Source organism: Actinomadura vinacea, assembly GCF_039532545.1.
Classification (GTDB): domain Bacteria; phylum Actinomycetota; class Actinomycetes; order Streptosporangiales; family Streptosporangiaceae; genus Spirillospora; species Spirillospora vinacea.
Genome location: NZ_BAAARW010000020.1, coordinates 331,430 through 345,729 on the forward strand (window position 1 = coordinate 331,430; position 14,300 = coordinate 345,729).

Annotated in this window: 11 protein-coding genes; 4 read left to right on the plus strand and 7 right to left on the minus strand. The window is 71.9% G+C overall.

The features are described 5' to 3' along the window. Window positions 1–6 precede the first annotated feature (6 nt). From ABD340_RS25900 to ABD340_RS25915, 4 genes are all read right to left on the minus strand, one after another. Complete coding sequence (locus ABD340_RS25900; RefSeq protein WP_344592305.1) at window positions 7–525, minus strand: hypothetical protein; 519 nt, start codon at window positions 523–525, stop codon at window positions 7–9. Window positions 526–634: 109 nt separating this feature from the next. After that, entirely contained in the window at window positions 635–1,834 is a 1,200-nt protein-coding gene (locus tag ABD340_RS25905) for a CU044_5270 family protein (protein WP_344592306.1), read from the minus strand. Next, window positions 1,827–2,402 carry an RNA polymerase sigma factor gene (locus tag ABD340_RS25910; protein WP_344592308.1) on the minus strand — a complete coding sequence of 192 codons (576 nt, stop codon included), beginning with the start codon at window positions 2,400–2,402 and terminating at the stop codon, window positions 1,827–1,829. Before ABD340_RS25910 ends, ABD340_RS25905 begins: the two co-directional genes overlap by 8 nt. Before the next feature lie 186 nt (window positions 2,403–2,588). Continuing rightward, window positions 2,589–3,446, minus strand: a complete 858-nt coding sequence (locus ABD340_RS25915; protein WP_344592309.1) for an RNA-guided endonuclease TnpB family protein — start codon at window positions 3,444–3,446, stop codon at window positions 2,589–2,591. A 166-nt stretch (window positions 3,447–3,612) separates the two neighbouring features. Between ABD340_RS25915 and ABD340_RS25920 the strand changes: the two genes are divergently transcribed. The 3 genes from ABD340_RS25920 to ABD340_RS25930 all read left to right on the plus strand — a co-directional run bounded on the left by ABD340_RS25920 (window position 3,613) and on the right by ABD340_RS25930 (window position 8,477). After that, window positions 3,613–5,538, plus strand: coding sequence for a hypothetical protein (locus tag ABD340_RS25920; protein ID WP_344592310.1), 1,926 nt, complete (start codon window positions 3,613–3,615; stop codon window positions 5,536–5,538). Between the two features lie 244 nt (window positions 5,539–5,782). After that, window positions 5,783–6,124 carry a HEAT repeat domain-containing protein gene (locus ABD340_RS25925; protein WP_344592311.1) on the plus strand — a complete coding sequence of 114 codons (342 nt, stop codon included), beginning with the start codon at window positions 5,783–5,785 and terminating at the stop codon, window positions 6,122–6,124. Window positions 6,125–6,239: 115 nt separating this feature from the next. Further along, window positions 6,240–8,477 carry an MFS transporter gene (locus ABD340_RS25930; protein WP_344592312.1) on the plus strand — a complete coding sequence of 746 codons (2,238 nt, stop codon included), beginning with the start codon at window positions 6,240–6,242 and terminating at the stop codon, window positions 8,475–8,477. On the opposite strand, the gene ABD340_RS25935 is transcribed toward ABD340_RS25930, so the two are convergent. Further along, entirely contained in the window at window positions 8,464–8,892 is a 429-nt protein-coding gene (locus ABD340_RS25935) for a luciferase domain-containing protein (protein ID WP_344592313.1), read from the minus strand. The two genes, ABD340_RS25930 and ABD340_RS25935, sit on opposite strands and share 14 nt — an antisense overlap. A gap of 256 nt (window positions 8,893–9,148) precedes the next feature. Here ABD340_RS25935 and ABD340_RS25940 point away from each other — a divergent pair, with 256 nt between their 5' ends. Beyond that, window positions 9,149–10,984, plus strand: a complete 1,836-nt coding sequence (locus ABD340_RS25940; protein WP_344592314.1) for a substrate-binding domain-containing protein — start codon at window positions 9,149–9,151, stop codon at window positions 10,982–10,984. Window positions 10,985–10,990: 6 nt separating this feature from the next. On the opposite strand, the gene ABD340_RS25945 is transcribed toward ABD340_RS25940, so the two are convergent. Continuing rightward, entirely contained in the window at window positions 10,991–12,871 is a 1,881-nt protein-coding gene (locus ABD340_RS25945) for a P-loop ATPase, Sll1717 family (protein ID WP_344592315.1), read from the minus strand. A 13-nt stretch (window positions 12,872–12,884) separates the two neighbouring features. Beyond that, window positions 12,885–14,300, minus strand: coding sequence for a protein kinase domain-containing protein (locus ABD340_RS25950; RefSeq protein WP_344592317.1), 1,416 nt, complete (start codon window positions 14,298–14,300; stop codon window positions 12,885–12,887).

The window sequence follows — 14,300 nt, forward strand, 5'->3', positions numbered from 1 at the left end:
ACGCGGTCATGTGTCCGCGTTCTCATCGCGGCGGTGCACGAGCATCACGGTGGCCCATAACAGCACTCCCACACCTATCAGCGTCCATGCCAGGACGCGGCTCCACGCGCCACGCGCCCGGTCGCGCCGTTCGGTGGCGCTCCACGCCGGGCCGCGTTCCCGCGCGCCCGTCCGCGTCCAGCCTGGCGGTTCGGTGGTCTCGTACTCAGGCGCCTCCACGCTGACGAGGCCCTCCTGGGTGAAGCCGGAGCCCGAGCAGCGCGCCTTGACCCGGTAGCTGCCCGGCCGTTCCCGGACGACCCACGCCCGCACGCTGAACCAGCCGTCGGTCACCTCGCCGGTGCCCTTCGCCGCGCCGCCGATGACCACCTCGCGGTCGTCGGCCCGGCAGCCTCCGATCACCGTGATGGCACGGTCGGCACCACCGGTGGCGGGCACGATGTCGAGGTCGTCCGCGTGCACGGCGGGCGTTGGCGCGAAGACGGGAAGAAGCGTCGCCGCGGTCAGCACGGTGGCAGCCGTCATGGGTGCACTCGCTCTCCATCCTCTGATGCCAGGTGAACCTTGGACCGCGACGAAGGCGCGTCTCACCCCGGACGCCGCCGTCGACGGCGGCGTCCGGGGTGACCGCGGGTCAGCGTTGCGGCTCGGCGTTGGTCCATTCGGTGACCTCGTACACCTCGTACGAGGCCAGCTCGCCGGGCCGGTGGAACCGGTCGGGCATGTTCTCGGCCTTCAGCCAGCGCGTCTGGCCGAGGTCCCCAGAGGGGAGCTTTTTCCTGCCGCGCGGCGGCTTGTCCACCAGATGCCGGATGGCCAGCAGCGTGCCCGCATCGGGGTCGATGATCATTTGGCGCCGGTAAGTGGCGAGTTGCTTGGGAGCAGTGTAGAGGCCGAGCGGCATGGTGGTCTCCAGCGGCAGGGAAACCGCCGTTCCGGTGCGGCCGATCGGGTCGGTCACCTTGCCCTCGGCCTTGACCCCGGGCTGGGCGGCGAGCATCCGGAACACCGCCGCCCGGACCGCCGGCGGAGCGGGCGCCGTGGACAGCAGGGTCACGGTCACGTCGCTCAGCGCCCGGACGCGATCCTGGCCATGCAGGGCTCGGAGCGGTTCCGGCTTGTTGCTCGTCGCGACCGCTCGCCAGACGCCTTCGAGATTCAGCAACGCCTCTTCCAGCGCCCGCGGTTCGGTGGGCAGCTTGGCGATCTGCGCCGCCGTCAGACCGAAGTACCGGTCATCGGACGGGTACCAGGCCGGCGGAGTTTGCGAGCCCCGGGGGGTCATGTCCAGCATCACGTAGTCATTCGCATCGTCCGGGTCCGGGATCCGCGGCTTCTCGGGCGAACCCGCCGCCTGCCACCTTCGCTTGTCCTCAGCGGTGACCGGAACATCGGCGAACTCTCGGTGCGCCTGGATCGCTTTGCCGTTCCGCTCCGCCCAGATCTCGCCCCCCTGCCTCGAATCGACCCTGTAGTGGGTCGACGCCTTCTTGCCGACCGCCTTGATCTCGCCGCTGCGCTTCTTGACGTGCCAGTACTTGCCGATCGGCGCCTTCTGCGCGTTGGTGGCGGCCACCAGCAGCACATTGCCGTTCTGCGGAGCGGGCTCCGGGTCCGAGCGCAGCGTCACGACGGCGACGGCGCTCGTGACGACGGCGGCCGTCGCCACCATGCTCACCAGCGGAATCCGGAAACCGCCCAGCTGGACCCGGAAACCGCGCCGAGGGCGTTCCCTGGTGCCGGCCCGCCAGTTGGTGCGCAGCGCGATCCGGTCGGGGTGCTCCTCCTCGGCCAGTGCCGTGCGCATCTGCCGCAGCGCGTCGAGTTCATCCATCGGTCTTCTCCTCGGGGAGGGTCTTGCGAAGCTTGATCCGGGCCCGGTGGATCTTGGCCTTGACGGTGCCGAGCGGCAGGTCGAGCGTCGTCGCGATCTCCGCGTACGACATCTCCCCCCAGGCCAGCAGCAGGAGCGCGTTGCGCTCCTGCGCGTTCAGCGCGGCCAGGGCCTTCGCCAGCCGGGGGCCGAGCGCGGCGGCCGAAGCGCGATCGCTGGCCCGTTCGGCGACGCCGTCCTCGGCGGGGTCCACGCCGGTCCGGGCGAACGCCCGGTACATGCGGGTCTCCTGGCGGTGGTGCTTGGCGATCAGGTTGCTGGCGATGCCCCACAACCACGCGCTGAACTCCGCGCGCCCGTCGAACCGCTCCCGCTTCCGGAACGCGATCGTGAACGTCTCCGAGACCAGGTCGTCGGCGAGGGCCGGTCCGAGCCGCCGTTTGATGTACGCGTGGAGCCGCGGCGAGTGGCGGCGGAACAATTCACCGAACGCTTCCGGCGCGTCCAGGGAGACGGCGACGATTCCCGGATCGTCCAGCTGGTCTCTGGCATGGCTCACCATTGCCATGGGCGTCCGTCCATGGGATGCGTCCTCCGTGACTCGGGGGGTGCTGACACCCACCTCTATCCCGAAGCCCGTCCCCCGGTTGCACTTGTTTTCGATCAACGGCGGGCGGAATGTCCGACGCCCGCAATACGGTGCTCTGGTTGACCTCCTCCCCCTCGTGAACGAGGGGGATTCCAACCCGTGGCCTCAGGAGAGGGGGACAGGTTGAGGTTCGCGGTTCGTCCGCCCCGGCAACCCGGAGCGTCCCCGCGCAGGGACGGCCGGTCCGGCCGCCGTGCCCACGAGTCTGGCCTCGTGGGCGATGTTGCGTGCCGCGTTCACATCGGCGTTGCCCGCGTGGCCGCAGGACCGGCACCGGAAACGCGCTTGGCTCTCGCGCGCCTCCCGATCCGTGGTCCCGCACGCCGAACAGCGCTGCGAGGTGTACGCGGGATCGATCCTGTGCACGCGGCCGGGGGCCTTATGTTCCAGCCGCTCGACCAGCAGGCCCCATCCGCTTGCCAGGATGCCCCGGTTCAGCCCCGCCTTGGCGGCGACGTTGCGTCCCGGCTGCTGGAGGGTGCCCTTGGCGGAGCGGGTCATGCCCCGGGTGTTGAGGTCTTCGACACCGATCACGTCGAACTCGCGGGCCAGCCTCGTGGAGGTCTGCTCCACCCAGTTCTTGCGGCGGTCGCGCTCGCGGGCCTTGAGCCGGGCGAGCGCGGCCTTGAGCCGCGCGCGGCGGCCAGAGCCGCGCCGGGCACGCCCCAGCTTGCGGGCCAGCAACTCCAGGCGCCGCGCCTCCCCGGGAGTGAGGCCGGGGACCTTCAGCAGATCCCCGGTCGACAGGGCGGCACTGACGGCAACGCCCCGGTCCACCCCGACCACGGTCCCATCGCCGGGGCCGGGCACCGGGGGCGGGTAGCCCGGTGCCCTCCCGCGCAGGCGGCGGGACCAGAAACCGTGCTGCTCCACGGCCAGGTTCCACACGTACCGGGCGTGCGCGCAATGCGAGAGCAGGGCCTGCTCCTGCTCAGGAGTGGGGTCCAGACGGTAACGCGGCACAGGGGTGAGCGTAGCGTGCACACTCGAACACAGAGACGAAAACGTACTGGACAGCGCCTGGTCAACGGGCATTCGCCCCCGGGGCGGATCTCCTTTCCCTGCACTGCTTCGCAGGGGTCCGATTCCTCCCCGGCCTCAAGGCCGGGGTTTCCTCGGAGGTTCTTGGATGAAAGCCTCAGATATCGAGCTCCGCGATCGTTTCTTCGCCCTGTCGACCGGCCAGGCCCCTGGCGATGAGGTCGCCCGGTACCGTGCCGAGGTCGACGCGACGGACGCCGCACCTGTCGCGACGCTCGACGGGCTGGCGATCTCCTGGCACCCGACCGCGCGCCACAAGGCGGTGCGCTTCGTGGACGCCGAACGCATCGACGAAGGCGTGCGCGAGCTGTTCGCCCGGCCCAGCGAGGACGCGCCGCACCTGGCCGCCGTCTTCGCCGATCCGCGGGAGCTGTCGTTCCGCACGTTCGAGAACATCCTGCCGCTCGACGACCTGTTCGCGGACGCCGGGCTGGAGTTCGAGCTGACCGAGCGCGCAGAGGTCTCGAAGGACGCCTACTCGTTCTCGGTCTTGCTGCCCGACGCCGCCCGGGCAAGCCTCGAACGCCTGGACGCGCTGGACCTCTACGTCCCGCCGCTCAACGCCGGCTCGCGCGGCGGCGACCGCTTCATCTTCCACTCTGCACTGCTCGCCGAAGCGCTCACCCAAGCAGTCGCCAAAGCGATGCCCGAGCCACAGATCGAGGGCTTCTCGCACGTGAACCCCGTGTTCCGGTGCAACCGCTTCGAGCCCGGTGATGCCAACTTCCATCGCCATCTCGACACGCCCTACTACGACGCCGCGCGCAAGCACGTCTCCCGCTACACCGTCCTGCTCTACCTCACCGGCGGCCAGGGCGCGCCCGCCCTCGACCTCACCGGCGGCGCCGTGCTCACCGACATCGCGCCCTTCACCTGCGTGATCTTCGACCAGCGCTACGAGCACGAGGGCGCGCCCTACCTCGAGGGCCGCAAGGTCTTCCTGCGCACCGAACTCATCTTCACCGACCCCCAGGTCGCACACGATCCCGAGATCGGCGCGCTGTTCAGCAAGGCCTGCTACCTGACCGGCGAGAGCGTCTTCGCCCCCGAACTCGCCCGCCACGCCGACGCCTACTACAACCAGGTCGCCGCCGCGCACTGGAACGGCCTCGCACCCGACGCCGCACGCAAGCCGTTCGTCCACAAGCGGTTCCGCGGAGTGGACTTCATCGCCAACGGCTACGACTTCTGGTTCGCCAAAAGCGACGCGCTCTCACTCGCCGAGTGCGCCGCGATCACCCTCCTCGACTATTTCAACTGCAAGGTCGGCGACACCGCCTTCCGCGACCAGTGCGACTCGGAGGTGATCGAGGCCGGCGGCACCGACTGGATCCCCGGCTTCCTCGCGGCGAAGCGCGGCGATTCGGCCGTCTCCCCGTTCGACAAGTCCGCCCTCTTCCCCGAGCCGGAGGAGGTGGACGAGGACGTGTGCTGCCCGTTCCACCGGGAGGAGCAGTTCGACGCCACCCGCAACGAGGACATCGTCGATCTGTACGGGCGCACCCAGACCTTCGCGAAGGCGCACATCATGCCCGCGCCGATCCTGATGCTCGGCGAGGACGTGGTCCTCGATCCGGACAGGTTCGTGGTCCAGGGCAACCTCATCCACGTCCTCGGGAAGAAGTCGCTCAGGCCGGTGAACTTCGCCGCCTGCTGGAACAGCGGCGGCTCCCCCGAGAACTACATCGACGTCGCGGCCACCGTCGGCGTGGTCGACCTCCTCGTCCCGCCGATCCTCTTCACCGAGTCCGCCGGCTGCTACCACCTGCGGTTCGACTTCTTCCGCAACTCCTGGACGGTGAAGCACCGGCAGGCGGCCGTCCCCGTCCCCATGATCGCCGACCTGGACCCCTTCGAGGCCGAGGACTCCGGCGAGGTGCCCTGGGTGGAGGCCGTCGACCCCGCTCTGATCAGCGACTCCCCCCGCAAGCCCGAGACCGAGCCCTGGTGGGGAGATGTGGACGACCCGCTTGTCAACGCACTCTACGGCGCCCCCGAAGACCAAGACGGCTGAGCACGCCCCGGGCAATCCCCAGCCTGTGGAAAAGAGTCCGTGTCGGCGACAGGCCCTAGGTCCTGTCTCGAAGTGGCCTCAGGTCCCGCGCGAGCGCGTTACCTGGCCGGTGGGGCGATGCCGAAGGCGAGCCTCACCGGCCGGATCGCGAAGCGATGTCGCGCTCGCCAAGGCCCGGTCAGGGGGCGAGCCGCCAGGCGAGCCCCCTGGGCCGGGACTTTGAAACACAGCCTAGAGTCGGCGTATGTCGCGGCGGCGTTTCGATCAGGCCATGCAGCTCATGCGGAAGAACGACCCGCGGGATCGGGAGAGCGGGTTCGACTTCCTGCGCGAGCACGCCGACGCGTATGTCGATGAGCTGATCGCAGAGTTCACGGCGGAACTGGACGATCCGAGTCTGCGCTGCTGGCTGCTGGAGCTGATCGCTGAGGCGCGCTCCGCGAAGGCGCTGGGCGTGTTCCGCGACCAGCTGGAGAGCACGGACGAGTCGTTGCGCTTCTGGGCGGTCCGTGGCCTGGAGATGCTCGACACCCGGGCGGCCGAACAGGCACTCGACGAAGCGCGCGCCGGCGGCTGGATCGCCTGACGGCGACCCGCGAACCGGCTCGGGCCAGCGGGAAGTCCGATATGTGCATCATGCATAAAGTGTGTAGAGTGCACATCTGACATTCCCGAACATCCTGCGCTCGCAAGGAGAGAACATGTCCCCCGCACCCCGGGCCGGGGCGATCGTCGGCGTCCTGTCCTGCGCCGGCATCGCGGCCGCTCTGATGCAGACCCTGGTCGTCCCGCTGATCGGCGAGTTACCGCGGCTGCTGGACACCAGCGCGGCCAACGCCTCGTGGGTGCTCACCGCCACGCTGCTGGCGGGCGCCGTCGCCACCCCGGTCGTCGGACGCATGGGCGACCTGTACGGCAAGCGGCGCGTGCTGCTGGGCTGCGTCCTGCTGCTGGTCGTGGGCTCGGTCGTGGGCGCGATGGCGAATTCGCTGGTCCCGATGGTGGTCGGACGGGCGCTGCAGGGCCTCGCGGCGGGCATCATCCCGCTGGGCATCAGCATCATGCGCGACGTGCTGCCGCCCGAGCGCCTCGGCTCGTCGATCGCGCTCATGAGCTCCTCGCTCGGCATGGGCGGCGCGTTCGGGCTGCCGCTGTCGGCCGTGATCGTCGACAACGCCGACTGGCACATGCTGTTCTGGGGGACGGCGGGCATCGCCGCGCTGATCGGCGTCATGGTCTTCCTGACCGTGCCCGAGTCCCCGGTTCGCGACCGCGGCCGCTTCGATTACCTCGGCGCGGCCGGACTGTCCGCCGGGCTGGTGTGCCTGCTGCTGGCGGTGTCCAAGGGCGGCGACTGGGGCTGGGCGAGCCGCACCACGCTCGGCCTGTTCGCGGCCGCCGTGCTGATCCTGCTGCTGTGGGGGGTCTGGGAGCTGCGCGTCCGCGAACCCCTGGTCGACCTGCGCGCGACCGCCCGGCGCCAGGTCCTGATGACCAACCTGGCCTCGATCGTCGTCGGCTTCTCGATGTACGCGATGTCGGTGCTCTCCCCGCAGCTGCTCCAGCTGCCCGCGGCCACCGGCTACGGGCTGGGCCAGTCGATGCTCGCCGCCGGCCTGTGGATGGCCCCCGCCGGGCTGGTGATGATGGTCGTCTCCCCGCTGGGCGCCAAGCTCTCGGCGGCCGCCGGGCCGAAGATCTCGCTGCTGACCGGGGCGCTCATCATCGCCGCCGGCTACGGCTCGGCGCTGCCGCTGATGGGCGAGGCGTGGGGGCTCCTGCTCTTCTCCTGCGTCTGCAGCGCCGGTGTGGCCTTCGCGTACGGGGCGATGCCCGCCCTGATCATGAGCGCGGTGCCCGCCTCGGAGACCGCCGCCGCCAACGGCTTCAACACCCTCATGCGCTCGATCGGCACCTCGACCTCCAGCGCCGTCATCGGCGTCGTCCTCGCGAACATGACCGTGCAGGTGGGCCCGGTGTCCGTCCCGTCCGAGAACGGGTTCCGCGCCGGGTTCCTCATCGGCGCCGGAGTGGCGGTGGCCGCGGCCCTGGTCGCCCTGGCCATTCCGGGCCGCCGTGCCGCCCCCGCGGCGCCCGCCGCCGCGGACCTCGTCCCCGCGGCGCCCGCCGCCGCGGTCTCGGCGCCGATCCGGGGCACCGTGCTGAGCGAATCGGGGCCCGTCGCGGGCGCCGCGGTGACGCTCATCGACGGGGCGGGCCGCCAGATCGCGCACGGGGTGAGCGGCGCGGACGGCCGATACGCCCTGGACACCGCCAGGAGCGGCGCGTTCCTGCTGGTCGGCTCGGCGGCCGGGTTCCAGCCGGAGGCGGTCCCGGTCGAGGTGGCCGGCGCCCCGGTCGACACCGACGTGCGGCTCGCCGGGCCCGCGGGGGCCGGCGGCACCGTCCGCGACGCGGTGACCGGGGAGCCCGTGCCGGGGGCGACGGTGGTCGCGGTCAACATCGCCGGTGAGGTGACGCACTCGGCCGCGACCGGGCTGGACGGCACGTTCTTCCTGCCCGGCCTGGACGCGGCGGACCACACCCTCGCCGTGCGGGCGGCCGGGTACCGTCCCAAGGCGTTCCAGGGCGAGCCGCCGGGCGCCGTCGGCTCCTGGACGGTCACGCTCGACCCCGGGCTGGCGGTCAGCGGCACGGTGCGCGGCACGTCCGGGCGGCCGCTGCCGGGCGTGCGCGTCGCGGTCCTGGACTCCGGCGGCGACCTCGTCGCCGCCACGGTGACCGGGGCCGACGGGGGCTACCGGTTCGGCGACCTCGCCGCGGCCGACTACACCCTGGTGGCCAGCGGCTACGCGCCCGTCACCGGCACGATCGACCTGACCGGCCACGGGGTGGACGCCTTCGACCTGCGCCTGTCGCGGCACGCCGACCCGCAGCCGGCGGCCCCCGTCCAACCCGGGGGTGTCACGCCCCCCTGACGACCGCCGCTCTCGGGCGCCGCCGGAGCTTCGGTTTGGCGTGGGGGCAGTCCGCGGCGGCGCGGCGATGCGGCCGGTGGGCCGGGTCGTTCGCCTGGATGGCGAGGCTGACCAGCGACTCCAGCAGGAAGAGGTCGCCGTCGGTGTCCAGGTGGACCTCGGCCCAGTCGGCGTCCTGGCGGATGTCGACGCGGCCGGAGCCGGCGAGGGTCGCGGTGAGGCGGCAGCCGACCCGCCTCGTGAGGAGGACCTCGGCCAGGTCCGCCTGATGGAAGTGGACGATCTGCAGGCCGTCCAGGGCCAGCGCACGGCCGGGCCGGCAGTCGGCGCGGCACGCCTGCAGGGGCCAGTGCCGGAACCGGTCGATCGCCAGGTCGGCGTACGAAGCGGAATAATGGCTGCGTCCTCGGCTCATGGACTCAGCCTCGCGCGATACCGCACCGGGTGATCGATCGGCGGGCGTCCTGGTGGGCTCCAGGGCTTCCTGGTGCCTTCCAGGAAGCCGGACACCTTCCCTGGAAGCGTCTTGGACCGGGCATCGGAACGTACAGACGAACACGGGAACACGAACTTTCGGACAACTCACCGAGGCCACGCCGTTCCGGGCCGCATGATGGGTTCCGCCAGGGTGGGCGCCTGTACGGGGACGCGGGAGACGGACGGAGCGGGCGTTGGACTCCTATCTCGACCGGCTGGCCGACTTCACCCGCGAGCTGGCCGCCCGTCTGGACGGGAGCGAGCCCGCCGCGCTGGCACGGCACACGGGGTTGCGGGAGGCGACGGTCCGGGCGTTGCTGGCCGGGGACGGCGAGCTGATGTCGTGGGAGGTCGCCAGCGCCTGCCTGGCCGCGGCGGGTGTCGACGGCGGCGAGGCGGCGGCGGTGCGCGACCGGTGGGCCGAGGCCGAGCGGGCCCTGTGGGACGAGCGCGGGGACGACCTGCGCGCCGCGTTCGAGCGGAACCGGAACGGCAAGCCGGCGAAGGTGGTCGAGACCTTCCAGGCGAAGGTCCCGTGGCGGCGGCTGACGTCCAGGCATCCGGTCGCCTTCGAGCCGTGGACCATGCCGGAGTTCGGCGCCGGGCGCAGGCTGCCCGATCCGTCGGCGGCCGGCGACATCCGGGACTTCTACCGGCTGCTGGCACGGCTTCGGGACTGGGCGGGCTCGCCCAGGCAGTCGGAGATCGAGAGACGCTCGTGGGGCACGCTGCCCGACGCCACGATCAGCGCGATGCTCCAGAAGGACCGCTGGCGCACGACCAGCGACCGGGAGCGCGTCAGGGTCGGCTACTTCGCGGTGGCGTGCGGGCTGCCGGAAACGGAGGTCGCGCGCTGGGTCGAGGCGTACGAGCGGCTCCGGCACGTCGCCCCGCCCGACGACCTGGAGCTCGCCTGCGCCGAGGCGGCCGAACTGCGGCGGCGGCTCGCCGCCGCCGAGGCCGAGACGGACGAGCTGCGCGACCGCCTGGCCGCCGCCGAGAACCGTCGGCCCGCTCCGGCCGTGGACGCCCGGCGGCACCGGAAATGGTGGGACCCGCGCGGGCGGCGGTCGTCGGCGGCAGCCCTCGCCGCGCTGCTGTTCGCCTGCGGCGTCGCGGTGGGCGGGGTGGCCGGCGGAGGCGGCTCCGCCGCGAACGCCGCCTGTTTCAGCGGCACGCTCCGCCTGGTCGGGTCCACCGCCTTCGCACGGACGGCCGACGCCGTCCGGCGCGGCTACGAGGCCGTGTGCGAGGACGCGCGGATCGAGGTGAAGCCGATCGGCTCCAACGAAGGAGTGCGTGCCCTCACCGCGGGCAACGCGGGATCGACGATCGCGATGCACGACGGGCGTCTCAAGCCCGACTCCGACGAGATCAGGCTGTGGGGGTTCCGGGGCTTCCCCGTCGCGCTGGTCGCGTTCGCCGTCGTCGTCCACAAGGACACCGGCGTGACCGGCCTTTCGGTCCGGGAGCTGCGTTCCGTCTACGCCCGGGACGGCGGCCCCACCGACTGGAAGCGGTTCAGGGGCGGCGCCGACGTGCCGATCCGGCTGGTGAGCAGGACGGAGGGCTCGGGAACCCGGACGATCTTCGAGGAGCAGGTGCTCGGCGAGCCCGAACCGGAGCTGTCGTCCAGGGACTGCCGCCGCAAGGACGAGATCCGCGCCGCGGCCCGCGTCATCCGCTGCGAACGCAGCAGCCAGGGGCAGGTGCTCGACGCGGTCGACCAGAACCCCGGCGCGATCGGCTACGCCGAACTGCACGTCGCCACGGACGCCCGCCGCCACCCCAACGTGCGCATCCTCACGATCGATGGCAGGAGGGCGGACGCCGCCCCGGCGGAGGGCCGCTACCCGTTCGTCGCACCCGAGGTCTTCTACACCTACGGGCTGCCCCCGAACAACAGCCCGGCCGCGGCGTTCCTGACCTTCCTCGCCGGCGACTCCGCCAGGAGGCTCCTCCAGCGGGCGGGTTCCGTCCCCTGCGCCGGCGCGGACTCGCAGATCTCCCCGCCCTGCCAGGGCGCCTGACGGCGGTCAGCCGGTCGGGCGGCTGGTGCCGCGGGCCTCGGCGCGCAGCCGGCGGCCCACGTCCTCGATCGACCGGACGTAGAACCGGCCGCGCGCCGCCTCGGTGAACCCGTCCGCCTCCAGCCGCTCGGACATGGCGAGGAGGTCGTCGGCCACCCGGAGCACCACCTCGATGAGGTCGGCCGTGGCGTAACCGTTCGCCGCCTCCTGCACCAGCCGGGACATCCGCTTGAGCTCGTCGTACACCTCGTCACGCTCGCTGTAGGGCAGCCGGGCGTCGTCGAGGTCGAGGGTCAGCCGCTCCAGGCCGCGCCGAGCGGAGCGCCCCAGCCTGGTCTGCATCGAACCGCGCTCCACGTGCATGTTCACCGCGTCGCGCCCGGCCGCGACGTTCACCTGCATGGTCGCGTCGTGCGGCTGCGGCGTGATCGCGCCGGTGGCGCGCAGCGCGTGGCGGAAGGCGGGATGGATGTGGAACTCGTGGTCGCTGAGCTCGATCCGGCTCTCCTCATAGGCGTAGAGGATCCGGTCGTTGCGCCGGACGCCCAGGAAGCCGATCTCGTAGAGCACGTTGAGCACCGCGTCCGCCGACAGGGACCCGGAATGGCCCGGCAGGGACTCGGCCAGGGTGCCGGCGGCCCGCTCCCACCGCTCGTGGAACGCGGCGCGGGTGATCATGTATCCGGCGTCTTTGAACAGTCCGAAGAGCGAGCCGAGGAACGGGTAGTTGACCAGGTACTCGTTCGCCAGGTCCTCCAGCTTCCACCTGGAGTACTGGGCGGTCGCCTCCGCCACGTCCGCCGCGGTGATCCGGTCGTGCCCGTTCCGCTCGGCCACATCGCAGCACAGGTTGCACAGGTGGATGATGTCGCGGGGCCGCCGGAGCGTGCGCGAGACGATGTACTCCTCGATCGGGACGCCGCCGACCGTCGCCGGGAAGATCCGGGCCCACAGCCGGTCGGCGTCGACCGGCTCGCCGAGCGACGCCTGGGCCCGGGTGAGCGCGAGATCCAGCAGCTGGGCGGGCGTCCAGTCCAGCCGCATCTCGGTGCCGCGGTACTTGTCCTTGTCGGAGAACTGGAGCAGGTCGTAGATGTCGCTGCGCAGGAACACCACGCAGGACACGCCGGGGAACACGTGGGCGACGTTCCGGGCGGCCCGCAGCAGCCCGATGACCAGGCTGTCGGAGGCCCCGTCGTTGGACCACACGTCCTCCACCTGGTCCACCATGATCAGCAGCCGCGGATGGTCGGCCGGGCAGCCCAGCTCGTCGATCACGCGCCTGATCCGCTTCTCCACCAGGTCGAGCTGGCCGGCCGCGCGGATGCCCTCGGACGGCGCGCCCTGGTCCGCGCCGGCGGCGTCCATGCCGACCTTGACGCCGAACGCCTCCAGCGAGAGGGAGGTCTTGAGCCGCCGCACGATCTGCCAGAACTTGGGCCGGTTCTCCTCCAGTTCGCCGTTGGCCACCAGGAAATCGCGCAGGTCGCGGACCGCGGCCGACGGCTTGCCGTGCATCTGCTCGGCGTGCTCGACGAGGTACTGCGCCACCCGCACGGCCAGCACGTAGCGCCACAGCTGCGCCTTGGCCAGCTCCCCCGCGATGCCCTGCAGCTCGAAGCGGCGCAGCTCGTCGGCCGACAGCTCGTCCGGGGTCACCAGCGCGGTGACCAGGGACCGGTTCTCCTCGGCGGCGAGGGTGCGGCAGATCGCGCTCTTGCCGGTCCCCTTCCGTCCGACGATCAGCCGCCTGCGCGACCGGCGCGCCGCCTCGTAGGCGGCCGTCCGCAGGAAGCCCGCGCGCAGCAGGCCGCCCTCGGTGATGTCGTTCTCGGCGTCGTCGTGGCCGAAGTACAGCGCGGGGAGTTCGATGGATTCTGCGGTCACGCGTGCGCTCCTGTCACATGTTGTTCAGGTAGAGGTAGACGGCTATGGCGAAGGCCACGGCAAGCGCGACCAGGAGGATGCTCATCAGCGCCCGGTTGCCGGACGACCGCCGCGGCTCGGGCTTGTCGTCCGGGACGGGAACCGCGGCGGATACACGCGCCGACTTGCGCTTTGGCGTTTGCCGCCGGGGCGGCGTTTGCGGCCCCCATGCCTTCCCGAACGGCACGGGCTCCGGCACCGGCGGCCTCGACGCGCGGCGTGCCGGCTGCGGCTCCGGCGTCAGCGGCTCCGACTTCAACGGCGGCGGCGGCGAAGCCGGTGGCGGCGGGAAGGACGACGTCCGCGCCGCCCTGGACGGGAGCCAGGGGAGGTCTTCGGTATCGGCCGCGCGCGGCCGGGAGGTGTCACGGGCGGTCCGCTCCGGCTCGGCCGTCATGGCGGCGGGCGCCTGCGGCTCACCGGCGAGCCAGGCGGGCAGGCCCGAGACCTTCGGCCGCAGCCGGCGGGAAGCGGCCAGCTCGATCGCGGCCGCGCCGTCGATCGGCGGGATCAGCTCCGGATCGGCGGCCTCCAGGTCGCGCATCAGCTGGCGCGTCTCGCGCGCGACCGGATCCGGCATCCCGAGCAGCGCCTGGAAGACCTGCGAGGACCCGGGCTCGCGGAAATCGGTGTCCTGGAACAGCAGGTGCTCTCCGCCCTGCCGGTGCAGCCGCGTCCAGACGTCGGGGGCGGCGGCGACGGCCAGCAGGCTGGTGTAGATCACCCGCGCCGAGAACCGGTCGCCCGCGGAGCCGAGATGCCCCTGATCGATCCGGGTCGGCGCCTGGTAGTGCCGCATCCCGGCCTCGTGCGTCCGCTCCGGCAGCCCCGGGACGTACATCCCGTCGTAGTCGATCAGCTTGATGCGCTGGCCGGCCACCACGATGACGTTGCCGTGCTGCAGGTCGCCGTGCGCGATCCGGTTCCGCTCCATCGAGCCCACGACCTTGGCGAACTCGGCCGCCAGACCGCGGACCCGTTCGGTGGAGGCGTGGTTGCGGTCCAGCCAGGGAATGAGCGAGCGCCCGTTGACCCAGTCCATCCTGACGATCGGCCACCACAGCCGGGTCGCGGGGTCCAGCACGCCGGCGGGCTGGAAGTCGAAGCCGACCTTCCAGAACTCCGGCACCGCGGCGAGCGCCGAGCCGATCGCGGCGTACCGCTCCGCCAGGTCCGGGATGCGGCGGTGGTAGCACTTGACCGCCCAGGCCCGGCGGCCGTCGGCGGACCGCATCCGGAACACGGAGCTGAAGTTGCCGCCGCCCTGGGGAAGCAGGATTCCGTTCCGCTCCACCTTGGCGGCCTGGAGGTCGGGGTCGCTGAAGCACTGGGCGGGATTGAGGACCGCCGTGTGGTAGACCTCCGCCGCCGGCAGCGGGTTGCCGTGCAT